Source organism: Pseudomonas caspiana, from assembly GCF_002158995.1.
GTDB classification, from domain to species: domain Bacteria; phylum Pseudomonadota; class Gammaproteobacteria; order Pseudomonadales; family Pseudomonadaceae; genus Aquipseudomonas; species Aquipseudomonas caspiana.
This window is the reverse complement of sequence record NZ_LOHF01000032.1, coordinates 26,619-50,209: the sequence shown is the minus strand read 5'-3', so window position 1 is coordinate 50,209 and position 23,591 is coordinate 26,619. Positions and strand designations below refer to the sequence as shown.

The 23,591-nt window shown below is 56.0% G+C and carries 26 protein-coding genes; 10 read left to right on the top strand and 16 right to left on the bottom strand.

What is annotated here, in order from left to right; translation table 11 throughout:
• Positions 1–89 precede the first annotated feature (89 nt).
• The 4 genes from AUC60_RS25240 to tsaA all read left to right on the top strand — a co-directional run bounded on the left by AUC60_RS25240 (position 90) and on the right by tsaA (position 2,847).
• Positions 90–548, top strand: a complete 459-nt coding sequence (locus AUC60_RS25240) for a GNAT family N-acetyltransferase (RefSeq protein WP_087273980.1) — start codon at positions 90–92, stop codon at positions 546–548.
• Between the two features lie 235 nt (positions 549–783).
• Positions 784–1,494, top strand: coding sequence for an rRNA pseudouridine synthase (locus AUC60_RS25235; RefSeq protein WP_087273978.1), 711 nt, complete (start codon positions 784–786; stop codon positions 1,492–1,494).
• A gap of 65 nt (positions 1,495–1,559) precedes the next feature.
• Positions 1,560–2,021 carry a YehS family protein gene (locus AUC60_RS25230; protein WP_087273977.1) on the top strand — a complete coding sequence of 154 codons (462 nt, stop codon included), beginning with the start codon at positions 1,560–1,562 and terminating at the stop codon, positions 2,019–2,021.
• Between the two features lie 121 nt (positions 2,022–2,142).
• Entirely contained in the window at positions 2,143–2,847 is a 705-nt protein-coding gene (gene tsaA / locus AUC60_RS25225) for a tRNA (N6-threonylcarbamoyladenosine(37)-N6)-methyltransferase TrmO (RefSeq protein ID WP_087273975.1), read from the top strand.
• A gap of 112 nt (positions 2,848–2,959) precedes the next feature.
• Here tsaA and fpr read toward each other — a convergent pair whose 3' ends face one another.
• The gene (gene fpr, locus AUC60_RS25220; RefSeq protein WP_002554680.1) at positions 2,960–3,739 is read right to left on the bottom strand and encodes a ferredoxin-NADP reductase; all 780 of its coding nucleotides are present in this window, start codon (positions 3,737–3,739) and stop codon (positions 2,960–2,962) included.
• A 121-nt stretch (positions 3,740–3,860) separates the two neighbouring features.
• Between fpr and AUC60_RS25215 the strand changes: the two genes are divergently transcribed.
• A complete protein-coding gene (locus tag AUC60_RS25215) occupies positions 3,861–4,796 on the top strand; it encodes a LysR family transcriptional regulator (RefSeq protein ID WP_087273973.1) in 936 nt (311 codons plus the stop codon).
• Here the strand turns inward: AUC60_RS25215 and AUC60_RS25210 are convergent.
• The 3 genes from AUC60_RS25210 to AUC60_RS25200 all read right to left on the bottom strand — a co-directional run bounded on the left by AUC60_RS25210 (position 4,793) and on the right by AUC60_RS25200 (position 6,846).
• Positions 4,793–5,158: a diacylglycerol kinase gene (locus AUC60_RS25210; RefSeq protein WP_087273971.1), complete on the bottom strand. Its 366-nt coding sequence runs from the start codon at positions 5,156–5,158 to the stop codon at positions 4,793–4,795. The two genes, AUC60_RS25215 and AUC60_RS25210, sit on opposite strands and share 4 nt — an antisense overlap.
• A gap of 80 nt (positions 5,159–5,238) precedes the next feature.
• Positions 5,239–5,889, bottom strand: coding sequence for a response regulator transcription factor ErdR (gene erdR / locus AUC60_RS25205; protein WP_087273969.1), 651 nt, complete (start codon positions 5,887–5,889; stop codon positions 5,239–5,241).
• Positions 5,890–6,135: 246 nt separating this feature from the next.
• Positions 6,136–6,846, bottom strand: a complete 711-nt coding sequence (locus tag AUC60_RS25200) for a tRNA-uridine aminocarboxypropyltransferase (protein ID WP_087273985.1) — start codon at positions 6,844–6,846, stop codon at positions 6,136–6,138.
• Between the two features lie 238 nt (positions 6,847–7,084).
• On the opposite strand from AUC60_RS25200, the gene AUC60_RS25195 reads away from it, so the two are divergent.
• Positions 7,085–7,495, top strand: coding sequence for a quorum-sensing-regulated virulence factor family protein (locus tag AUC60_RS25195; protein ID WP_087273967.1), 411 nt, complete (start codon positions 7,085–7,087; stop codon positions 7,493–7,495).
• A gap of 299 nt (positions 7,496–7,794) precedes the next feature.
• Positions 7,795–8,910, top strand: a complete 1,116-nt coding sequence (locus tag AUC60_RS25190) for an LOG family protein (RefSeq protein ID WP_087273964.1) — start codon at positions 7,795–7,797, stop codon at positions 8,908–8,910.
• A gap of 3 nt (positions 8,911–8,913) precedes the next feature.
• On the opposite strand, the gene recX is transcribed toward AUC60_RS25190, so the two are convergent.
• The 4 genes from recX to AUC60_RS28305 all read right to left on the bottom strand — a co-directional run bounded on the left by recX (position 8,914) and on the right by AUC60_RS28305 (position 11,292).
• Positions 8,914–9,381, bottom strand: a complete 468-nt coding sequence (gene recX, locus AUC60_RS25185; protein ID WP_087273962.1) for a recombination regulator RecX — start codon at positions 9,379–9,381, stop codon at positions 8,914–8,916.
• 5 nt (positions 9,382–9,386) lie between these two features.
• Positions 9,387–10,451: a recombinase RecA gene (gene recA / locus AUC60_RS25180; protein WP_027901813.1), complete on the bottom strand. Its 1,065-nt coding sequence runs from the start codon at positions 10,449–10,451 to the stop codon at positions 9,387–9,389.
• A 93-nt stretch (positions 10,452–10,544) separates the two neighbouring features.
• Positions 10,545–11,045 (bottom strand): CinA family protein, encoded by a 501-nt coding sequence (locus AUC60_RS25175; protein ID WP_087273960.1) that lies wholly within the window; start codon positions 11,043–11,045, stop codon positions 10,545–10,547.
• 115 nt (positions 11,046–11,160) lie between these two features.
• Positions 11,161–11,292 (bottom strand): hypothetical protein, encoded by a 132-nt coding sequence (locus tag AUC60_RS28305; protein WP_274521405.1) that lies wholly within the window; start codon positions 11,290–11,292, stop codon positions 11,161–11,163.
• A gap of 275 nt (positions 11,293–11,567) precedes the next feature.
• Between AUC60_RS28305 and mutS the strand changes: the two genes are divergently transcribed.
• Both mutS and fdxA read left to right on the top strand, forming a co-directional pair.
• Positions 11,568–14,135, top strand: coding sequence for a DNA mismatch repair protein MutS (mutS, locus tag AUC60_RS25170; protein ID WP_167384397.1), 2,568 nt, complete (start codon positions 11,568–11,570; stop codon positions 14,133–14,135).
• A gap of 247 nt (positions 14,136–14,382) precedes the next feature.
• Positions 14,383–14,706: a ferredoxin FdxA gene (gene fdxA, locus AUC60_RS25165; RefSeq protein WP_087273956.1), complete on the top strand. Its 324-nt coding sequence runs from the start codon at positions 14,383–14,385 to the stop codon at positions 14,704–14,706.
• Positions 14,707–15,250: 544 nt separating this feature from the next.
• Here fdxA and rpoS read toward each other — a convergent pair.
• The 8 genes from rpoS to AUC60_RS25125 all read right to left on the bottom strand — a co-directional run bounded on the left by rpoS (position 15,251) and on the right by AUC60_RS25125 (position 22,481).
• On the bottom strand, positions 15,251–16,267 hold the full coding sequence (gene rpoS / locus AUC60_RS25160) for an RNA polymerase sigma factor RpoS (protein WP_087273954.1): 1,017 nt from the start codon (positions 16,265–16,267) through the stop codon (positions 15,251–15,253).
• A 101-nt stretch (positions 16,268–16,368) separates the two neighbouring features.
• Complete coding sequence (locus AUC60_RS25155) at positions 16,369–17,235, bottom strand: peptidoglycan DD-metalloendopeptidase family protein (RefSeq protein ID WP_087273953.1); 867 nt, start codon at positions 17,233–17,235, stop codon at positions 16,369–16,371.
• 194 nt (positions 17,236–17,429) lie between these two features.
• Entirely contained in the window at positions 17,430–18,065 is a 636-nt protein-coding gene (locus AUC60_RS25150) for a protein-L-isoaspartate(D-aspartate) O-methyltransferase (RefSeq protein WP_176469811.1), read from the bottom strand.
• Between the two features lie 41 nt (positions 18,066–18,106).
• Positions 18,107–18,856: a 5'/3'-nucleotidase SurE gene (surE, locus tag AUC60_RS25145; protein WP_087273948.1), complete on the bottom strand. Its 750-nt coding sequence runs from the start codon at positions 18,854–18,856 to the stop codon at positions 18,107–18,109.
• Positions 18,844–19,902 carry a tRNA pseudouridine(13) synthase TruD gene (gene truD / locus AUC60_RS25140; protein WP_087273947.1) on the bottom strand — a complete coding sequence of 353 codons (1,059 nt, stop codon included), beginning with the start codon at positions 19,900–19,902 and terminating at the stop codon, positions 18,844–18,846. Before truD ends, surE begins: the two co-directional genes overlap by 13 nt.
• Positions 19,899–20,372: a 2-C-methyl-D-erythritol 2,4-cyclodiphosphate synthase gene (gene ispF, locus AUC60_RS25135; RefSeq protein ID WP_087273945.1), complete on the bottom strand. Its 474-nt coding sequence runs from the start codon at positions 20,370–20,372 to the stop codon at positions 19,899–19,901. Before ispF ends, truD begins: the two co-directional genes overlap by 4 nt.
• A gap of 52 nt (positions 20,373–20,424) precedes the next feature.
• Entirely contained in the window at positions 20,425–21,270 is an 846-nt protein-coding gene (gene fghA / locus AUC60_RS25130) for an S-formylglutathione hydrolase (RefSeq protein ID WP_087273942.1), read from the bottom strand.
• Between the two features lie 98 nt (positions 21,271–21,368).
• The gene (locus tag AUC60_RS25125) at positions 21,369–22,481 is read right to left on the bottom strand and encodes an S-(hydroxymethyl)glutathione dehydrogenase/class III alcohol dehydrogenase (protein WP_087273940.1); all 1,113 of its coding nucleotides are present in this window, start codon (positions 22,479–22,481) and stop codon (positions 21,369–21,371) included.
• 106 nt (positions 22,482–22,587) lie between these two features.
• Here AUC60_RS25125 and AUC60_RS25120 point away from each other — a divergent pair, with 106 nt between their 5' ends.
• Positions 22,588–23,481 carry a LysR substrate-binding domain-containing protein gene (locus AUC60_RS25120; RefSeq protein WP_087273938.1) on the top strand — a complete coding sequence of 298 codons (894 nt, stop codon included), beginning with the start codon at positions 22,588–22,590 and terminating at the stop codon, positions 23,479–23,481.
• Positions 23,482–23,591 lie beyond the last annotated feature (110 nt).

The window sequence follows — 23,591 nt, the reverse complement described above, 5'->3', positions numbered from 1 at the left end:
ACAGAAAGCATTGCATCAGATACTTGTATTTTCTGATGAGCGATAGGGTGTGTCAGAAACACAAGACGATCTTCAATGGAGCAAATACCATGCAGCATCCGCATCCGGCGATTTCCAGCGCGGGTAAAGATGACTATCCGCAGTTGATCCAGGTCTGGGAGAGCGCTGTCCGCGCGAGCCATGATTTTTTGCCAGAAGCTTACATCGTGCAGCTCAGAGAACTGCTGCTGACCCGTTATCTGGATACTGTGAAACTGTTCTGCACCCGGGATTCGCACCTGAACATCACGGGCTTTGCTGGCATCAGCATCGGCAAGCTGGAGATGCTTTTCATTGATGCCGATCATCGCGGCCAAGGGCTGGGCAAACAGCTACTCGCTTACAGCATCAAACACTTCAGGATTCGCGAACTGGACGTCAACGAACAAAACCCGCAAGCACTGGGTTTCTACCTGAAGCAGGGTTTTGAAGTGATCAGCCGCTCGGAAGTGGACGGGCTTGGACAGCCGTATCCGATGTTGCGGATGAGGCTGGAGCAGCGGTTTTGATAATTGCGCCCTAACGTGCTGGAGTTGCCGAAGGCGGCGATTGCGGTGTGTCAGGCGGAATGCAATCGCAGCCTTCGGCAGCTCCTACAAGAGTGCATTCAGCATTTTGGTTGATAGAGGCGGCTTTAGCCGCGAGCACAACGACCGATTACAAGCCATTTGCAATGTTGCCGCGATTAACCGGGCGCGCACGGGTACAATGTCGGCCTTTCTCTCAAGTAACGGCTTTTTTGTCATGTCAGAACCCATCCGCCTCTCCAAACGCCTGATCGAACTGACCGGCTGCTCCCGGCGGGAGGCTGAGCTGTATATCGAAGGCGGCTGGGTCACCGTGGACGGTAAAGTCATTGATGAGCCGCAATACAAGGTCGACGCCGAAACCGTCGTCCTTGATCGCGAAGCCAAGGCCGACGCGCCGGAGCCTGTAACCATCATCTTCCACAAACCAGCCGCTCTCAGCGAAGCCGATGCGCTCGCGTTGATTACGCCTGCGACCCTCTCGGAAGAACACAGCTTTGGCAAACGACCACTCAAGGGTCATTTTCTGCGCCTTGAACCCATCTCGACACTGCAGGCCAATGCCAGCGGCCTGATGGTGTTCAGTCAGGACTGGAAAATCCTGCGCAAGCTCACCGATGACCGCAGCAAAATCGAGCAAGAGTACGTGGTGGAAATCTCCGGCGAGATGGTCGCCCACGGCCTTAACCGTCTCAATCACGGCATGACCTACAAAGGCACCGAACTGCCAAAGGTCAAAGCCAGCTGGCAGAGCGAGAACCGCCTGCGTTTCGCGATGAAAAACCCTCAGCCCGGTGTTATCGCCCAAATGTGTGAAGCCGTGGGGCTGAAGATCGTGTCAGTCCGCCGCATCCGCATCGGCGGCGTATCCATGGGCAAGCTGCCAGAAGGCCAATGGCGCTACATGACTTCCAAAGAGAAGTTCTAATTCAGTTCAATGCTGCATGACCCGATCATGCAGCGTGACCCCAGCCTTATCAGGATTTACGCATCATGATGAACAACGACGTATTGCGCAGCGTGCGCTACATGCTTGATATCAGCGACGGCAAAATTGTCGACATTACAAAGCTCGGCGGACTGGAGATTACCAAGGCCGAGGTCATTACCTTCACCAAGAAGGAAGATGAAGAAGGCTATCTGAACTGCAGCGATGAAATCATGGCGCACTTCCTGGATGGTCTGGTGATCTTCAAGCGCGGCAAGGACGACAGCCGTCCGCCGCAACCTGTCGAGCTGCCCGTCACCAACAACACCGTATTGAAGAAGCTGCGCGTTGCCTTCGAGCTTAAAGAAGAAGACATGCATGCCATCCTGAAGTCGGTGGAATTCCCGGTATCCAAACCTGAATTGAGCGCACTGTTCCGCAAATTCGGCCACAGCAACTACCGCACCTGTGGCGACCAGTTATTGCGCAACTTCCTCAAGGGCCTGACCCTGCGGGTTCGTCCTTGACCCCAGTGACTCTGAATCAATACGCACCCAGTAGAAGCGAACTTGTTCGCGAGGCAGTGTTTTGCGATACCGCGCCTCGCGAACAAGTTCGCTCCTACCGGATGCCTGATTACGCAAATCCATGACTGACTCCTACAACGTCTCCCCCATCGGCTTCGTCCGCTCCTGTTTCAAGGAGAAGTTCGCCATCCCGCGTCAACCACAACTGGCTCCTGCGGCCCGTGGCGTGCTGGAACTGGTCGCGCCGTTCGATCAGGGCGATGCTGTGCAGGGCCTCGAGCAGGTCAGCCATGTCTGGCTGCTGTTCCTCTTTCATCTGGCTCTGGAAGACAAGCCACGCCTGAAAGTGCGGCCACCACGACTAGGCGGCAACCAGTCGATGGGTGTATTCGCGACCCGCGCCACACACCGTCCTAATGGCATTGGCCAATCTGTGGTCAGACTGGACAAGGTCGAAGCCGGGCGTCTGTATTTGTCTGGCATCGACCTGCTGGACGGCACACCAGTGCTGGACATCAAACCTTACGTGCCTTATGCCGACAGCGTGCCGAGCGCCACCAACGCTATTGCGAGCGCCGCACCCGAGCTCATCCCGGTGAACTGGGATGAGTCAGCCTTGAAGCAAGCGCACCAACACGGCTTGCGTCTGGATGAGCCGCTGATTGAGTTGATCGAGCAATGCCTGGCACAGGACCCGCGCCCGGCCTATCAGACACCGCCCCCGGAACGCCGCTACGGAGCGCAGTTCTGGGACCTGGACGTGCGCTGGCACTACCCGGAGCCCGGCGTCATCAAGGTACTCGAAGTCGTGCTGGCGAACGCCTGATCAGGCCACTTATCTGCGCCCACAAAAAAACCGCCCGGTCCGTGACCCCCAGGCGGTTTGTTTGTCACATCAGCGGAATGTGCGAACACACCCCACTCCGTAATTTCAGCGCTTACTTCTCGACGAATGCACGCTCGATCAGATAATCGCCTGGCTCACGCATACGCGGAGAAACCGTCAGACCGAAGCTGTTGAGCACTTCGCTGGTTTCGTCGAGCATGCTCGGGCTACCGCACAACATGGCGCGGTCGTCCTGAGGATTGATCGGTGGCAGACCGATGTCGCTGAACAACTTGCCGCTACGCATCAGGTCAGTCAGACGACCTTCGTTCTCGAATGGCTCGCGAGTAACGGTTGGGTAGTAAATCAGCTTGTCGCGCAGCGCTTCGCCGAAGAATTCGTTCTGTGGAAGGTGCTCGGTGATGAATTCGCGATAAGCGACTTCGTTCACGTAACGCACGCCGTGACACAGGATGACTTTCTCGAAACGCTCGTAGGTTTCAGGATCCTGAATGACGCTCATGAACGGCGCCAGCCCGGTACCTGTGCTGAGCAGGTAAAGATGCTTGCCCGGCTTGAGGTCATCGAGTACCAGCGTGCCCGTAGGCTTTTTGCTGATGATGATCTCATCGCCTTCTTTCAGGTGCTGTAACTGAGAAGTCAGTGGACCATCAGGCACTTTAATGCTGAAAAATTCGAGATGCTCTTCCCAGTTCGGGCTGGCGATCGAATAGGCACGCATGAGCGGGCGCCCGTTTGGCTGCTGCAGACCGATCATGACGAACTGACCGTTCTCGAAACGCAGACCTGGATCGCGGGTGCACTTGAAACTGAAGAGTGTGTCGTTCCAGTGATGGACGCTTAGAACACGCTCGTGGTTCATGTTGCTCATTTACGTGAAAACTCCTGAGATTCGCTTGCGCCGGGTAGGAACGCTATTGCGCAGTATTCTAGTGGGAAGCACAATATCTGTTAAATGAATTATTAAGATATGGGTAATCGGTTATATAGATATGCGATTTACTTTACGTCAACTTCAGGTTTTTGTAGCCGTCGCCCAGCAGGAAAGCGTTTCCCGCGCTGCGATCCTCCTGTCGCTATCGCAATCGGCGGCCAGTACCTCCATCACTGAACTGGAGCGCCAGTCCAGCTGCCAACTGTTCGACCGGGCGGGTAAACGCCTGAGCCTGAATGCCACCGGGCGACAGTTGCTGCCCAAGGCGGTCGCCCTGCTGGACCAGGCCAAAGAGATCGAAGACCTGCTTAATGGCAAGTCCGGCTTCGGCTCGCTGGCGGTAGGCGCGACACTGACCATTGGCAACTATCTGGCGACCCTGCTGATCGGCAGCTTCATGCAGCGCCACCCGGAAAGCCAGGTGAAACTGCATGTGCAGAACACCGCGCATATCGTGCAGCAGGTCGCCCATTACGAAATTGACCTGGGTCTGATCGAAGGCGATTGCACACATCCCGACATTGAGGTGCAGCGCTGGGTCGAGGACGAGCTTGTGGTGTTCTGTTCGCCTCAGCATCCACTGGCCAAGCGCGGGCATGCCAGCCTGGAAGAGTTGACGCAGGAAGCATGGATCCTGCGCGAACAAGGTTCAGGAACCCGCCTGACTTTCGATCAGGCGATGCGTCACCATCGCAATGCGCTAAACGTGCGTCTGGAGCTGGAACACACAGAAGCCATCAAGCGTGCTGTGGAGTCGGGCCTGGGGATTGGCTGTATTTCGCGGCTCGCCCTAAGGGATGCGATTCGACGCGGTAGCCTGGTGGCAGTGGAAACGCCGGAGCTGGACCTGTCTCGAGAGTTCTACTTCATCTGGCACAAGCAGAAGTACCAGACCTCTGCCATGCGCGAGTTTCTCGACCTCTGCCGCTCATTGACGGAAGGCGTGCAACGTAGCGATGAAATTGTGCTGCCAAGCATGTACCCGGTGACTTAACCAAACAAAATCAATAACCAGACCGCAGCGATCATGGTCAGCGAGACCATCTGGGCAGCGCTGCCCATGTCCTTGGCATTCTTCGACAGTGGGTGCAGATCCAGCGAGATGCGGTCGATGGCCGCTTCCACCGCTGAATTAAGCAGCTCAACGATCAATGCCAGCAGGCACACAGCGATCAACAGCGCCCGCTCGCCCTTGCTCACGTCGACTATAAAAGCCAACGGCACGAGGATCACGTTGAGGAGCACTAATTGCCTGAATGCGGCCTCACCCTTGAAAGCCGCAGACAGGCCATCGAACGAATAACCGGCGGCATTCAGGATACGTTTCAGGCCCGTTTGGCCTTTGAAAGGAGACATAGATAAGCTGCTGTGCAAAAAGATGATGGAAGCTAATTCAGGACAGATCAAAAAAATGTGAACGCCTGCAGCGCCCTGGATTATCCGTTCGGAGAAATGGATTCCAGCTGTTGTAAAAGCAACGCGGCCTGGGTCCGGGTGCGAACTCCAAGCTTGCGGAAAATCGCCGTGACATGGGCCTTGATCGTTGCTTCAGAAACGGTCAGCTCATAGGCAATCTGTTTGTTCAGCAACCCTTCACAGACCATGGTCAGTACGCGGAACTGCTGAGGCGTCAGACTGGCCAGACCAGCGCTAGCAGCCTTGGCTTCATCAGAAACGCTGACGATTTCGTTGACCTGCGGCGGCCACCAGACATCTCCCTCAAGAACCGTACGCACGGCCTTTTGAATAGTCTCCAGCGGACTGGACTTGGGAATGAAACCACTGGCTCCAAACTCCCGGGATTTGACGACAATCGCCGCTTCTTCCTGCGCCGACACCATCACCACCGGAATCTGTGGATATTGCCCGCGCAACAGCACCAGACCGGAAAAACCATAGGCACCCGGCATGTTCAAATCCAGCAACACCAGATCCCAGTCAGCTTTCTCACCCAGCCGGGTTTCCAGCTGAGCGATGCTATCGGCTTCCACCAACCTCACATCCGGGCCAAGGCCAAGGCTCAACGCCTGATGCAACGCGCTGCGAAACAGCGGATGGTCATCGGCAATCAGGATTTCGTAAGTCATGGGGTGTTCCTGTACTCATAAGTGAGTGCCGATCCATTCAGCACCCAGCAAGGCATCGGCAGATGCCAGCAAACGCTTGTTGCTACTACACACAGCGCGAACCCGACGTTTCAAAAAACACGTGTCCGGCTCTTTATGCGGCGCCAGCATGCCCAGCGAAACCGGGGTGGTCAAGCATTAACCCGACCGCAAATAGCGGTTATTGTGCGCTTATCTGCGGGTAACTCGCAGCGCGAGATTATCCCTTCAAAGAAAAGCCTTTAGATGAGTGTGCGACACATCGTCCGAATCAATGGCTTTTTGATACTTCGCCCCGAGATAGTGAGCGGTAAATACATCCAGATAGGCATCCAGCACACCACTGGCCTGCGTATCTCCAGCCAGCTCGAGGCACAGCGCAGCCACTTCGGCCGTACAGAAATGATCGTCACGCTTGGAGCGCCGCAAGCGGTAGCGAGACATTTGTTCCGGCTCAAGGCTGAGCACCGGAAAACGTTCCAGGTAAGGACTCTTGCGAAACATCTTTCGCGCTTCGGTCCAGGTTGCGTCCAGCAAAATGAACAACGGGCGCTTGCCCTCCTCCTGGACGACTCGATTGACCACCCGTTCCGGAGCAACAAACTCGCCGGGAAAGACAATGTAAGGCTGCCATTGCGGATCATCCAGCAGCGCCAGCAATTGCTCGTCAACGTCTATACGTGACCAGCCAAAGGCATGGGTATCGTCGATCACATCCGCAATCAACCAGCCGGTGTTCGTTGGCTTCAGCGGCTCGGTGTCATACATCAGCAGGCACATGGCGGAGTTTGCAGCCACATAGGGCTTCCACCCGCACAGACAGTAATCGGGAATGACCCGGCACTGATTGCAACGAGGGGCGCGTGACCCGCGGGCAATAAACGGCTTGGTACTCTGCGCCAGTCGGCGGTCGCGCAGACGAGAAACAGCGTGGCTCATGAAGGCATGCGTCGGTGAAAGGAGAGCGTGAACACTGCGATAACTCGGAGGGCTGAAAAGTCCGCGCAGTTTATCAGAGCTGCGCCCCTCCCCGCCCGCACTGTCGATGGACGAATCGCTTTCACTGCCCGTCATCCTTATACTTCTCCCCCATTCACGCGCATCCAGCTCTGCTGCCTGCTGAACATACGTCCAAGTCACCGGTCCAACGGGCCAGTCACTGAATCAGGAGAAATTAATGCTGCGCCTTACCGTCCCCACCCTCACGCTGCTGCTCGCCGCCCCATTCTTCGCCCAAGCGGCGTCGAAGCAGGATTTCGAACTGAGCAAAATGCTCGAAAAAGTTGCGAAGGAAAGCAGCGTCGGCACGCCACGGGCCATCAATGAGGACATTCTTGATCAGGGCTATACGGTTGAAGGCAACCAGTTGATCAATCATTTGAGTGTTCGTGAAGGCCAGGCCCAGCAAATGCGCGCCAACCCCGATGCGGTCCGCAATCAATTAGGTAACAGTGTTTGCCACAACAACGGCTATCGCCAGTTGATGACCAAAGGTGCGGTACTGAAGTATCAATTCACCGAATACAAGACCAACCGCCCGGTGACCAGCCAGGTCTTCAAGGCCAGCGACTGCTCGGTCAAGAAGTAAGGACATAGCAAGATTTGTCATGTGGGCGCTGCCGCAGGCTGCGAAAGTGTTATTTCTTACACGCAGATATTCGCAGCCTTCGGCAGCTCCTACAGATTTTTAGTCACTGCCCGCCAGTCCTCTGTGTGCCCTCTCTTCCATCCGCCCACGTCCCTCAGTTTGCCCAGCTGAAATTTGATGCCATAAACAAACGTTGCCAGTTCCAGGCAGGCTAGGCACATTATCGAATTGGAATAAGCGTCACGCTTCAGACTACGGTGCGGGCTGGAGCGATGATTTCGCGCACGGAGAAGCCCTTAATGCCTTATGTACCCAATGACCTGTTAAGCAGCCACTTTGAAAAAAACGGCAATGACCTCACCAGCAAGATCGAGGAACAGATCAATCTGGTAGCCCCCAACAGCCCGAACCTTCCGCTCTATCGCGACATGATACTGACCGTGCTGCGCATGGCTCAGGATGACCGCAATCGCTGGAACGCAAAAATCACTCTGCAAGCCTTGCGCGAACTGGACAACGCCTTTCGAGTGCTTGAGCAATTCCGCGGACGTCGCAAGGTGACGGTATTTGGCTCGGCGCGCACGCCGGTTGAGCATCCACTGTATGCGCTGGCCAAAGAGCTTGGCGGACTGCTGGCCAAAGCAGATCTGATGGTCATTACCGGTGCCGGTGGCGGCATTATGGCTGCGGCCCACGAAGGCGCCGGGCTTGATCACAGCCTGGGCTTCAATATCACCCTGCCATTCGAGCAGCACGCCAACGCCACGGTCGAAGGGACCGGAAATTTACTGCCCTTCCACTTCTTCTTTACCCGCAAGCTGTTCTTCGTCAAGGAAGCCGATGCACTGGTGCTTTGCCCTGGTGGTTTCGGCACGCTGGATGAAGCGCTTGAAGTGCTGACGCTGATTCAGACGGGCAAAAGTCCACTAGTGCCTATCGTTCTACTGGATGTGCCGGGCGGAAGCTTTTGGCAGAGCGCACTGGATTTCATCAAAAACCAGTTGGAAGACAATCGCTACATCTTGCCCAACGACATGAAGCTAATGCGTCTGGTCTACAGCGCGGAAGAAGCCGTTGAGGAGATCCATCAGTTTTACAACAATTTCCATTCAAGCCGTTGGCTGAAGAATAAATTCATTATTCGCATGCATCACCCGCTTACCGAGCAGGCCATTGCACATATGCAGGAAGCCTTCGCCGATCTGCGTCTGGCTGAAGATTTCCAGCAACACGCCTATCAGGGTGAAGAGCACGAAGCGGATTTCAGCCATCTGACGCGCCTGGTGTTTACCTTCAGCGGACGCAACCAAGGGCGCTTACGGGAATTGGTAGATTATATAAACCTGCAAGAAAACTGGGTTCAGCCAACAGCAGAGTTGAAGACCCGGCAATCAGAGTCTTCAAAAGAGACCTGAGAATCAGTCATCCTCACCACGGCCGCTTAACAAGCGGCCGATCATATCCATTGGATAACCTCGGTAACTCAGAAACCGCCCTTGCTTGGCGCGCTCCCGCGCATCCACTGGCAACTGCCCGGCAAACTTGCGCTGCCAGGTTTCGTGCATTTTTTCCTGCCAATTGAAGCCGCACTCCCGAATCGCCTGCTCGACTTCCGCCCGTTGCAGCCCTCTCTGGTTCAGCTCCTCACGAATACGCGCAGGACCGTAGCCCGAACGTGCACGGTAAGAGACAAAACTTTCGAGATAGCGGGCTTCGGACAGCAGCCCTTCTTCCACGAGACGGTCGAGGGCAGGTTCGATGAGTTCAGGAGTTGCGCCGCGCTGACGCAGCTTGCGCGTCAGCTCGACACGACCGTGCTCGCGTCGTGCGAGCAGGTCCATTGCGGTGCGCCTTACGGCGACGGGTGTATCAAGTACCGCTGACATGTCTATCAGATATCAACGTCAGCTTCGGCCATGTCATCAGCTGGCGCTGGTGCACGAGAGGCTTCAGACTTGGTATCTACACCTGGGGTCAGCAGCTTCTCGCGAATCATCTTCTCGAGCGTGGCGCCGACTTCCGGGTTATCCGCCAGGAACTTGGCCGAGTTGGCTTTACCCTGACCGATCTTGCTGCCTTGATAGCTATACCAGGCACCGGATTTCTCTACGAAACCATGCAGCACGGCCAGATCAATGATCTCGCCATTGAGGTAGATACCCTTACCGTAAAGAATCTGGAACTCAGCCTGACGGAACGGCGGAGCCACCTTGTTCTTGACGACCTTGACACGGGTTTCGCTACCGACGACTTCGTCGCCCTCTTTCACTGCACCTGTACGACGAATATCCAGACGTACCGAAGCGTAGAACTTCAGTGCGTTACCACCGGTGGTGGTTTCCGGGCTACCGAACATCACACCGATCTTCATACGGATCTGGTTGATGAAGATAACGAGGCAGTTGGCGTTCTTGATGTTGCCGGTGATCTTGCGCAGCGCCTGAGACATCAGACGAGCCTGCAGACCCACGTGCATGTCACCCATTTCGCCTTCGATCTCGGCCTTTGGCACCAGAGCGGCAACGGAGTCGACGACGATCACGTCGATGGCGTTGGAGCGCACCAGCATGTCGGTGATTTCCAGTGCCTGCTCGCCGGTGTCTGGCTGCGAAACCAGCAGGTCGTCAACATTGACGCCCAGCTTGCCTGCGTATTCAGGATCGAGAGCGTGCTCGGCATCGACAAACGCACAAGTTGCACCCATTTTCTGGGCCTGGGCGATAACCGAAAGCGTCAGCGTCGTTTTACCGGAAGATTCCGGACCGTAGATTTCTACGATACGGCCTTTCGGCAAACCGCCAATACCCAGCGCGATGTCCAGGCCGAGCGAACCGGTGGAAATAGAAGGAATCGCCTGGCGGTCATGGTCACCCATGCGCATTACGGCACCTTTACCGAATTGACGCTCGATCTGACCCAAGGCCGCAGCCAAGGCTTTCTTCTTGTTGTCGTCCATTGAAGTCCTCACGTAATCAAATTCAATTAGGGGCCTGACGGCCACAACACCTGTATAAGTAGACAGTATTATTCCACAGGGTTGAGCGCGCGCCTACCCCTGAGTTGGTATTTCTGCATCAGCAAGCAGGATCAGCCCCTCTAGCGCGGCTTTCACCGTTTGTCGGCGCACCTCGTCACGGTCTCCGGCGAACTGCTCGCGCCGGGAAATCAACTTTTCACCTACCCCCCAACACAGCCAGACAGTGCCAACCGGTTTATCGGCCGACCCGCCATCCGGCCCGGCGACACCACTGACCGCCACGGCAAACCGTGCTCCGCTATGACGCTGGGAACCCGACACCATGGCGCGCACCACCTCTTCACTGACCGCCCCGACACGAGCAAAAAACTCAGCCGGGACTTGCAACTGAAGGGTTTTCTGGTGATTGGAGTACGTGACATAGCCGGCCTCAAACCAGGCAGAGCTACCGGGTATGCGGGTGATCGCCTCGGCAATTCCGCCGCCTGTGCAGGATTCGGCGGTAGTCACCTGAGCGTTGATTGATTGCAGTTGCTTGCCAAGGGTCGCGGCAAGCCGGGTGATTTCATCCAAAATGCTTTTCCTTGTAGAAAGGCAGTTAACAAGAAGCCAGACAAACCGTCACCGTACACGACCGCATTGATGCTGCAAGCAGGAGCGGTCGGATTGCGACCGCTCCTTTGATTAATCATTTGGCTGTGGATTTCGGGCAGTGCGGTTTTTTGATGGTTTCGACGGTCGTCTCCCTGGGGCGACGACGAGCCTCTTCGACGGGAATGAACCGCCCGGTTTCCGAATCCCTTCCACGTTTGTTAGCCATATAAAATTCCTTTTTTATAAATGCCTGCTCAGGATTGAGAGGCGACGCAGCAAAGTCTATACGCCGATTTCAAATCTGTGGGCGCATGGAAACGCGCCGTGACGAATAAGCCGTCTCGCAGCGGACCTGCGTCACGAAGCCTCGCGTGTTAATCTTGTGCCCATCGCAAAACGTACGGATTTACCGACCTGTTAGCCCCAAGGGGGTGGCAGGCACGCCTCCGAATTTGCCCCATCTTTCTCACGAACTTGCCTAACTACCTGATGAATAAAGCAATTTCCGATCTCTCTTCACACACTCCGATGATGCAACAGTACTGGCGGCTGAAGAATCAGCATCCTGACCAGTTGATGTTCTATCGCATGGGCGACTTCTACGAAATCTTTTACGAAGACGCGAAGAAAGCCGCCAAATTGCTGGACATCACCCTGACAGCTCGGGGCCAGTCCGCCGGTCAAAGCATTCCCATGTGCGGCATTCCGTATCACGCCGCTGAGGGCTATCTGGCCAAGCTGGTGAAGCTCGGTGAATCCGTTGTCATCTGCGAACAGGTCGGCGATCCGGCGACCAGCAAAGGCCCGGTAGACCGCCAGGTGGTGCGCATCATCACCCCCGGCACCGTCAGCGATGAAGCCTTGCTCGACGAGCGTCGCGACAATCTGATCGCAGCCGTTCTGGGTGACGAACGCCTGTTTGGCCTCGCGGTGATGGACATCACCAGTGGTAATTTCAGCGTGCTGGAAATCAAGGGCTGGGAAAACCTGCTGGCCGAACTTGAGCGCATCAATCCCGTGGAGCTGCTAATCCCGGATGACTGGCCACAGGGCCTTCCTGCGGAAAAACGCCGTGGCGCACGCCGCCGTGCACCGTGGGATTTCGAGCGTGACTCGGCCCTGAAAAGCCTTTGCCAGCAATTCTCCACGCAAGACCTGAAAGGTTTTGGCTGCGAGAACCTGACTCTGGCGATAGGCGCTGCCGGGTGCCTGCTGGGCTATGCCAAGGAAACCCAGCGCACTGCCCTGCCGCACCTGCGCAGCCTGCGACACGAACGTCTTGATGACACAGTCATCCTCGATGGCGCGACGCGACGCAATCTTGAACTGGACACCAATCTTGCCGGTGGCCGCGACAACACCCTGCAATCGGTCGTTGACCGCTGCCAGACCGCCATGGGCACGCGCCTGCTGACTCGCTGGCTGAATCGCCCCCTGCGCGACCTGTCGATTCTCAAGGCCCGCCAATCATCGATAACGTGCCTACTGGAACGTTATCGCTTCGAGAATCTGCAACCGCAACTGAAAGAAATCGGCGACATCGAACGAATTCTTGCCCGCATCGGCCTGCGCAACGCCCGACCACGGGATCTGGCCCGCTTGCGCGACGCATTGAGCGCATTGCCGGAACTGCAAGTGGCAATGACCGAGCTTGAAACGCCACATCTGCAACAGCTGGCGCAGACCACCGGTGTGTATCCCGAACTGGCCGACTTGCTGCAACGAGCTGTTATTGACAACCCGCCAGCGGTGATCCGCGATGGCGGCGTTTTGAAGACCGGTTACGACGCCGAGCTGGACGAACTGCAATCGCTGAGTGAAAACGCCGGGCAGTTCCTGATTGATCTTGAGGCCCGTGAAAAAGCGCGTACCGGATTGGCGCATCTGAAAGTCGGCTACAACCGTATTCACGGTTATTTCATCGAGCTGCCAAGCAAGCAGGCCGAGCAGGCTCCTGCGGATTACATCCGTCGCCAGACGCTGAAAGGCGCCGAGCGCTTTATCACTCCCGAACTGAAGGAATTCGAAGACAAGGCGCTGTCAGCAAAAAGCCGTGCGCTGGCTCGGGAAAAAATGTTGTACGAAGCGTTGCTTGAAGACCTGATTGGTCATCTCGCACCTTTGCAGGACACCGCTTCGGCACTGGCCGAGCTAGACGTATTGAGCAACCTGGCCGAACGCGCCCTGAATCTTGATCTGAATTGCCCCAAGTTCGTCGATGAACCTTGCATGCGTATCGATCAAGGCCGTCACCCGGTGGTGGAACAGGTCCTGACCTCGCCCTTCGTGGCCAACGATCTTGATCTGGATGACAAGACTCGCATGCTGGTCATTACCGGCCCGAACATGGGCGGTAAATCCACCTACATGCGCCAGACCGCGTTGATCGTGTTACTGGCTCATATCGGCAGTTTCGTGCCGGCGGCAAGTTGTGAGTTATCGCTGGTTGACCGGATTTTCACCCGTATCGGTTCCAGCGATGACCTGGCCGGGGGACGTTCGACCTTTATGGTGGAGATGAGCGAAACAGCCAATATCCTGCACAACGCCACCGATCGCAGTCTGGTGTTGATGGATGAGGTCGGACGCGGCACCAGCACTTTCGACGGTCTGTCACTGGCCTGGGCTGCGGCAGAATGTCTCGCCCAACTGCGCGCCTATACGCTGTTCGCTACGCACTATTTCGAGCTGACAGTGCTGCCCGAAAGCGAACCTCTGGTCGCCAACGTGCACCTCAATGCAACGGAGCACAACGAGCGAATCGTGTTCCTGCATCGGGTGCTGCCTGGCCCGGCCAGTCAGAGCTATGGCCTGGCCGTGGCCCAGTTGGCGGGGGTTCCAGCCAACGTCATCGCCCGGGCGAAAGAGCATCTACACCGGCTGGAGACCACCAGCCTGCCCCACGAACAGCCTCGTCCCAAGGCAGGTAAACCGGCTGCGCCCATGCAAAGCGACATGTTCGCCAGCCTGCCGCATCCGGTGCTTGAAGAGCTTTCCAGAGCAAAACTCGACGATGTCACGCCTCGTCAGGCATTAGAGTTGTTATATGCACTGCAAACTCGCATCTAACGAGAACCGTAACAAGCTGTTAGAATCCCGCGCGGTTTGAGACGCTGACAGCTTTTAGCCTGGCTGAGCAGCTGAACCGAGCCGCGTGAGACGTAGCGAACCCAGGGTCGAACGCCGTGCCGCGCAGTCGATCTGCATTCAGCGCCGTTTACCTAATGCATGTGTTTCACACGGCGCGGGGGAATCCCGAACCTGGCAACCCTAAACCGAAGGGCTCTGCTGTCGCCGCCTGAGGAGAGAATTAGAAATGACCTTCGTCGTCACCGACAACTGCATCAAGTGCAAATACACCGACTGTGTAGAAGTCTGTCCGGTGGACTGCTTCTACGAAGGCCCGAACTTCCTGGTGATTCACCCGGATGAGTGCATCGACTGTGCGCTTTGCGAGCCTGAGTGCCCCGCCCAGGCCATTTTCTCGGAAGATGAGATTCCTGCCGGAATGGAAAACTTCATCGAGCTCAACGCCGAGCTCGCGGATGTCTGGCCGAATATCACCGAGAAAAAAGACGCGCTGCCCGACGCAGCCGAGTGGGATGGTAAAACCGGTAAGATCGCAGACTTGGAACGCTAAGAATTCCCGGCTGTTGAAGAAAGCCCCTTCAGGGGGCTTTTTTTGTGCGCGGCATTTGGCGTGGACCGCACTTTTCTTCAGACGAAAAAAAGGGGCGGTATGACCCGCCCACATTTTTCCCTAATCCTTTTAATCCCTTTCATCATCCTGATGAATCGCGTCCTGCGATGTCCTTGACTGTCTTCCTTGACGGCCTGCGCCCATCCGTGGGCACAGTTCTGATAGTAGTGAGTTCTCGGATAAGGGCAAGTAAGCAAAACCTTTCAAGATTTTCCACGCCATAAAAAACAAATAATAAAAGCCTTTAAATTCATAAAGTTAGATCGTTACTACAACTCTTATGGTCAATGTTGTGCAATGTATTTCTCGAAATCTTACACACAGCGTAAGTAATGACTTACGTTGAAAGAATCCGAATAACTCACGTAAATGCCATGAGAATTTAATCGCGCTCCATTTATCCTCACCCATAAAAAACACCCCTGAGCGGAGTGTTTTTTATGAGCGAAGATAAACTCAGTGTTTATCTTTATGTCTATTCACATCATTGAAACAATGACTCGCTAGACAAGCCATTTTTCTCAAGGATTTCCCGCAGACGCTTGAGACCCTCGACCTGAATCTGCCTGACACGCTCACGCGTAAGGCCAATTTCCAGCCCTACGTCCTCCAGCGTGCTGCTCTCATGCCCGCGCAAGCCGAAACGCCGTATCACGACCTCTCTCTGCTTGTCGGTCAGCTCAGAGAGCCATTGGTCGATGCTCTGGGAAAGATCATCGTCCTGCAGCAACTCGCAAGGATCCGTCGGACGGTCATCAGTCAGTGTATCGAGCAAAGTCTTGTCAGAATCCGGACCGAGCGAAACATCGACAGAAGAAACCCGCTCATTCAGGCCCAGCATACGCTTGACCTCACCCACCGGCTTTTCAAGCAAGTTAGCGATTTCTTCAGGAGAGGGCTCGTGATCGAGTTTTTGTGTCAGTTCGCGGGCGGCCCGCAAATAGACATTGAGTTCTTTGACGACATGAATCGGCAACCGAATGGTACGGGTCTGATTCATGATCGCACGCTCGATGGTCTGACGAATCCACCATGTCGCGTAAGTTGAGAAACGGAACCCCCGTTCCGGATCGAATTTTTCGACTGCTCTGATAAGCCCGAGGTTGCCCTCTTCGATCAGGTCCAGCAATGACAACCCACGATTGACATAGCGCCTGGCAATTTTCACTACCAACCGCAAATTGCTTTCAATCATGCGCTTGCGACCAGCCGGATCACCTTTTTGCGAGAGTCTCGCAAAATGGACTTCTTCTTCCGGAGAAAGCAGCGGGGAAAATCCGATTTCATTGAGGTACAACTGGGTCGCATCAAGCGCCCGGGTGTAGTCGATATATTTGTGTTGCTTGAGCGTTGTGGAGTTTTTTGCTCTGGAACGGGGCGCAGTAGTAGCAAGGGTCTGCTTCTCGTCTGCTTCATGCTCCGATTCCAGAACGATGCCGGCTTCCATAAGGAGAACCTCATCGTCGATGTCAAACTCCGGCGCTTCTTTACTGAGAGCCATTGTTATAGTCCTTTGGTGAGTTCGACCTCAAGCTCCAGCGACGCCAATTCCATGGCAACGCTTGAGCCTGTCCCTCTACGCTAGGAACAGGCTGGCAACAATCAACGACGTGGCAGGAATTGCAGTGGATCTACAGGTTTACCTTGGCGGCGAATCTCAAAATGCAGCTTCACCCGGTCAGTTCCCGTTGACCCCATCTCGGCAATCGTCTGCCCTGCCTTGACCTGTTGCCCCTCCCGTACCAACAGCCTACGGTTGTGGCCGTAAGCACTGACGTAGGTATCGCTGTGTTTGATGATGACTAATTCGCCGTAGCCCCGCAACCCACTCCCGGCGTAGACAACTGACCCATCAGACGCAGCTAAAACAGGCTGTCCCAAATCCCCAGCGATATCAATGCCTTTATTCAAACTACCGTTTGAAGAAAATTTCCCGATCAAAACTCCATTAGACGGCCATGTCCAGCCCTTCGGAGAGGGCCCTGCAGGCCCCGTCGAGTCGCTCGCTGGAGGAGGAACAGCCGTGACAGGCTTGGAAATGACCGTGGTTTTGACCGAGCCGGAAGGACTGGTTGTCGTCGACGTCGTGGTAGATGCCACAGGTGGGCGAACCGCACCAGGTGCAGTTACAACAGCTGACGATGTTGAATTTGAACGCCCGTCAAAGCGAATCGTCTGACCCGGACGAATCGTGTAGGGTTCAGGAATCTGATTACGCGCCGCCAGCGCCTTGTAATCCCAGCCGTAACGAAAGGCAATAGAAAAAAGCGTATCGCCGCGACGGACGACATATTGCCCGGTGGTTACAGTCGGGCGTTGAGGCGCGGCATTATTGTTACGGTCGACGACACGCACGCCACCGGAGGGAGAGCTGGAGCACCCGACCAAGAGGACACTGAGTGCAATGCCAATCACCAGCCGCTGAAAACTTGTTGAAAAACTACGCTGCCGAATGACTGTGCGACTCACCCGCCACTCCCTTTACTGGTGACTGAATTAAAGATGCCTATTGTGCCGTAATAACGGCTGGCAGCTACTGCTTAACTGCGCTGAATCCAATTGTGCGGTCAGGTTAGCCACTTCACAGGGTCATTCCCCGTTATTGGCTCTTGATGCCATGAGATAGACAGATGGCTTCAACCAGAATTCAGTGGGTTATTCTCTCAAGCCAGCGGACCATTTAATAATGGTACAAAACGTACGGCACCCAGCACATGACGAGAGAACCCGTTTTCCTCGCGCACGATCAGCATTAACTGCTGCACTTCGCCGGAACCCACCGGGATCACTAAACGCCCCCCAGGTGCGAGCTGATCAAGCAAAGCCTGCGGCACGTCGGTTGCCACTGCGGTCACGATAATCCCGTTATAAGGAGCAAGCGCTGGCCAGCCTTCCCAACCATCGCCCCAGCGAAATACCACGTTGCGCAGATTGAGCTCGACCAGACGTTCCTTGGCGCGATCCTGCAGAACCTTGATGCGCTCTACCGAAAAAACACGCTCAACCAATTGAGCCAGTACCGCGGTCTGGTAACCGGAACCGGTACCGATTTCCAACACCTTGTCCAGCGGGCCTGCCGCCAGCAGCAGCTCGCTCATACGGGCGACCATGTAGGGCTGGGAAATCGTCTGGTTATGACCGATCGGCAGCGCGGTATCTTCATAGGCTCGATGAGCCAGGGCCTCATCGACAAACAGATGCCGCGGTGTCTTGCGAATGACTTCCAGCACTTGGGCGTTGGACAGCCCTTCATCGTAGAGACGTTGAATCAGACGCTCGCGAGTCCGCTGAGAAGTCATCCCGATTCCACGACGTAACAGATCATCTTGCTCGCGCGACATCAAAGAAGGCCCTCCAGCCATTTGTTCAGGCTAGCGAACCCGTCCTGGTAAGTACGATCAAGCTGCAAGGGGGTAACAGAAACATAACCCTGCATCACTGCATGAAAATCCGTGCCTGCACCGCCATCCTCTGCGTCACCGGCAGCTGCAATCCAGTAGCCGGCCCGACCTCGTGGATCCACGACCTTGATCGGCGCTGCAGCTCGTGCCCTATGACCAAGACGGGTCAATTGAATGCCCCGAATATGATCGAGGGGCAGATTGGGAATGTTTACGTTCAAGACGGTGCGCGGCGGCAAATCAAGCTGCTCATGAGCTTCCACCAACAGTCGCGCGTAATGCGCAGCAGTCGCCAGGTTATCCGGCTGACGTGACAGGAATGAGAAGGCAAATGAAGGCCTTTCCAGGAATCGTCCCTCAAGGGCTGCAGCCACAGTCCCGGAATACAGAACATCGTCTCCCAGGTTAGCGCCCAGATTAATACCCGACACGACCATGTCCGGTTGCACTTCCAGCAACCCGTTCAGGCCCAGATGTACACAGTCGGTTGGCGTACCGTTGACGCTGATGAAACCGTTCGCCAGAGCATGGGGATGCAAAGGCCGGTCGAGCGTCAGCGAGCTGCTGGCGCCGCTTTTGTCTTGGTCGGGGGCGATCACCACGCATTCGCTGTAATCGGCCAGCGCCGCATACAACGCAGCGAGACCGGGTGCGGCGACCCCATCATCGTTAGAAATCAGAATACGCATGAGCTGTCCGTCTGCCCAACCGGGGCCAGATCAACAAGTTCGCGCACCAGTACAGTGGCGAAGCATCCGGGCGGAAGGACGAATTCCAGTTGCAGAATGTCAGGCTCGGGATAATGCCACGTCAACCGGCCAATGGGCAGTCGCAGGATGCGTCGTTCGTGCTCCATTCCGGCTCTTGTGAGCCAGTCGCGCAATGCCGACTCGCGATTGGCCACGTCGTTTTCCAGTGTCGCCGTGGCTCCGGAGGCTGGCGATAGGCCTTCTCCCCATTGCGGGCCGGTCGGATGCAGATCGAGAATCGCCAGCCGAGGATCATTGCATTCATCGACGCCCGCCGGAAAAAAACTGCGGCTGTCGGTGAATGCCAGCAAGTCACCGACCTGCGCCACCTGCCAGGAACCATCAGCAACACGCGCCGCCAGGACCTGATTGAAGAGGTAGCTACGGGCCGTCGATAATAGCCGGGAACGCACTGCACGTTGCTCCGGTAATGCCTGACGCGCAGCGTAATCACGCGCCTCACCCAGATTTCCGCCTTGGTAGCCAAAGCGCTGGGCACCGAAGTAATTAGGAATACCGGCCTTGGCAATTGCCTCAAGCCGCGCATTGAGCGCGTCTTTGTCGACGCTCAACTGGGTCAGGCGCAACGTGAAACCATTTGCAGCATGGGCGCCGCGCTGAAGCTTGCGCTTGTGGCGAGAGCTTTGAAGGATTTTCAGGGTTTCGTTTTCAGCCGAACTCAGATCAGGATCGGCCTTGCCAGGCAACTGGATGCTAAACCACTGACGAGTCAGCGCCTGCCGATCCTTCAGGCCCGCGTAGCTGACAGTCCTGAGCTGAACGCCAGCGGCACGCGCCAGACGACGGGCGGCTTCTTCGGTGTTGAGGCCGCGTTTCTCGACCCATAACCATAAATGCTCGCCATCGCCGGAGAGCGGGATATCCAGCACTTCGTCGACCTGAAAATCCTCGGCAGTCGCCTTGAGCACCGCGCTACCCAGCGGCGGGCCATAAGCTTGCGGGCCCAGCAGTTCTGATTCGGTCATGCGGACAGCAACAGCGCAACGGCGTGAACGGCGATGCCTTCTTCACGGCCGGTGAAACCAAGCTTTTCAGTGGTGGTTGCCTTGACGTTCACTTGATCGAGCTCGACTTGAAGATCCTCGGCAATCAATGCGCGCATCGATTCGATATGAGGCGCCATTTTCGGTGCCTGAGCGACAATGGTTGCGTCCACATTGCCGACTTTCCAGCCCTTGCTCTGTACCAGAGTCAGGACGTGGCGCAGCAATGCGCGACTGTCAGCACCTTTGAATTGCGGATCGGTGTCCGGAAAATGTTTACCGATATCACCCAGTGCAGCAGCGCCAAGCAGTGCATCGCTCAAAGCGTGCAGCAACACATCCCCATCGGAGTGGGCGAGCAGGCCGAACCGGTGCGCAATGCGAACGCCACCCAAGGTGATGAAATCGCCTTCAGCGAAACGGTGCACATCGTAGCCATGGCCAATACGCATAAAAAACGCCCTGAAAAAAGTCAGGGCGTGATTCTACCTACTTTGTCGACGCTTAGCTGTTCAACGCGTCGCCATGATGCCGAAGGTGATCTTCTATGAAGCTGGCGATGAAGAAATAGCTGTGGTCGTAACCAGGCTGCATGCGCAGTGTAAGAGGATGACCTGCCGCCTTCGCCGCCTGAACCAGCGCCTCGGGCTTGAGCTGGTTGGCGAGGAAATCATCACGATCCCCCTGATCCACCAGGATCGGCAACTTCTCGCGTGCATCGGCAATCAGCACACTGGCATCCCATTCCCGCCAGCGTGAACGCTCTTCCCCCAGATAACGGGAAAAAGCTTTCTGACCCCAAGGGCAATCCATGGGATTAGTAATCGGCGAAAAAGCCGAAACGGATTTGTAGCGCCCCGGATTGCGCAAAGCGCAGACCAGCGCGCCGTGGCCGCCCATTGAGTGCCCGCTGATGCCACGTGCCTGCGAAGCCGGGAAATGCTCTTCGACCAAGGCAGGAAGCTCGTTGACCACGTAATCGTGCATGCGGTAATGCCTGGCCCAAGGCTCCTGGGTCGCATTGAGATAGAACCCGGCACCGAGGCCAAAATCCCACGCACCGTCGGGATCGCCCGCGACATCAGGGCCACGCGGGCTTGTGTCGGGCGCAACGATAATCAAACCCAACTCTGCCGCAACACGTTGAGCCGCAGCCTTCTGCATGAAGTTTTCATCAGTGCAGGTCAGGCCCGAGAGCCAGTACAACACTGGTAACTTAACGCCCTGCTCTGCCTGTGGCGGCAGGTAAACGGCAAACACCATGTGGCAACCAAGCACTTCGGAATGATGCTTGTAACGTTTGTGCCAGCCGCCAAAGCTTTTCTGGCAGGAAATGTTTTCAAGAGCCATGGGTCGTAGCCTCCCAGCAGCAAGCTACAAGTTACAAGGTACAAGAAAGGCTCTGAACGCCGTCTTGCAGCTTATGGCTTGCAGCTTGAAGCTGCTTCTCAAAAATGAATGACTGTGCGGATGCTTTTGCCTTCGTGCATCAGGTCGAACGCCTTGTTGATGTCTTCAAGACCCATGGTGTGGGTGATGAAGGTATCCAGAGGGATTTCGCCGGTCTGAGACTTCTCGACGTAGCTTGGCAACTCGGTACGACCACGAACGCCGCCAAATGCCGAACCGCGCCAGACGCGACCGGTCACCAACTGGAACGGACGGGTTGCGATTTCCTGACCCGATGGGGCAACACCGATAATCACCGACTCGCCCCAACCTTTGTGGCAGCACTCGAGCGCGGCACGCATCAGGTTGACGTTGCCGATACATTCGAAGCTGTAGTCGACACCACCGTCAGTCAATTCAACGATCACATCCTGAATCGGCTTTTCGTGATCTTTTGGATTGATGAAATCAGTCGCCCCTAGCTCACGGGCCACATCGAACTTCGCAGGGTTGATGTCGATAGCAATGATGCGCGAGGCCTTGGCCATTTTTGCGCCAATGATTGCAGCCAGACCGATACCACCCAGACCGAAGATAGCGACAGTGGCACCCTCCTCGACTTTAGCGGTATTAAGCACAGCACCGATGCCGGTGGTAACGCCACAGCCCAACAGGCAGACCTTTTCCAGCGGGGCTTCTTTAGGGATTTTTGCCAGAGAAATCTCCGGCACCACGGTGTACTCGGAGAACGTCGAGCAGCCCATGTAGTGATAAACCGGCTCGCCGTTGTAGCTGAAACGGGTCGTGCCGTCTGGCATCAAACCCTTGCCCTGCGTGGCACGCACTTTCTGACAGAGGTTGGTTTTGCCCGACAGGCAGAACTTGCACTCGCGGCATTCAGCGGTGTACAGCGGGATCACATGATCGCCCACTGCCAAGGACGTAACGCCTTCGCCAATTGCCTCAACTACACCACCACCTTCGTGACCCAGTATGCATGGGAAAACGCCTTCGGAGTCGGCGCCGGACAAGGTGTAGGCGTCGGTGTGGCAAACGCCGGAGGCGACTGTGCGGATCAATACCTCACCGGCTTTTGGTGCTTCAACGTCGACCTCAACGATTTGCAGCGGTTGGTTGGGGGCAAAGGCAACAGCAGCGCGTGACTTGATCATCAATCTTTCTCCAACGAAGTTAAAACGATGGATGCAGTGTAAAGCAGTGCCGATTGGTTAATAATCCAGTTAAAAGCAAAACATTATTGCTGGGCAGGGATAATCGATGTACACCAATCGCTGGGAAGGCCTGGATGAATTCGTCGCGGTAGCAGAGTGTGGCCAGTTCACAGCGGCAGCCGAACGAATGGGCGTTTCGTCATCGCACATCAGCCGACAAATCGCTCGCCTCGAAGAACGTTTGCAGACACGCCTGCTGTATCGCAGCACCCGGCGAGTAGCCCTGACAGAAGCGGGTCAGACGTTTCTCCACCATTGCCAGCGTTTGCAGGATGGGCGCGAGGAAGCACTGCGTGCCGTCGGTGATTTAACCAGCGAACCCAAAGGCCTCTTGCGTATGACCTGCGCCGTGGCTTACGGCGAGCGGTTTATCACACCGCTGGTGACGCGCTTCATGGATTTGTTTCCGCAGATCCGGGTGGAGATCCAGTTGAACAACGACACGCTGGACATGGTGCATGAGGGGCTGGATCTGGCGATCAGGCTGGGCCGGTTGCAGGATTCCCGTCTGGTCGCTACCCGCCTCGCGCCGCGCCGGATGTACTTATGCGCATCGCCGTCCTATCTGGAGCGATATGGCCGTCCCCACAGCCTGTCGGAGCTGAGCCGACATAATTGTCTGATCGGCAGCAGTGACACCTGGTTACTTCAACAAAACGGACGGGAGTTTTCCCAGCGTGTTCAGGGTAACTGGCGCTGCAACAGCGGGCAGGCGGTGCTGGATGCTGCATTGCATGGCGTGGGGCTCTGTCAGCTGCCGGATTATTACGTGTTAAGCCATCTGAACAGTGGCGCGCTGGTTTCCCTGCTGGAAGCTCATCAACCGCCGAATACAGCAGTCTGGGCGCTATACCCTCAACAACGACACCTTTCGCCAAAGGTGCGCAAGCTGGTGGATTATCTGAAGGAGGGGTTGGCGATGCGGGATGAGTATCGGTAGGTAGCACAGTTAATACCAACCCTGTAGGAGCTCACGAGCACCGCGAGGCAGCGATAGCGGCTTATCAGACAGACCGCTATCGCTGCCTCGCGGTGCTCGTGAGCTCCTAC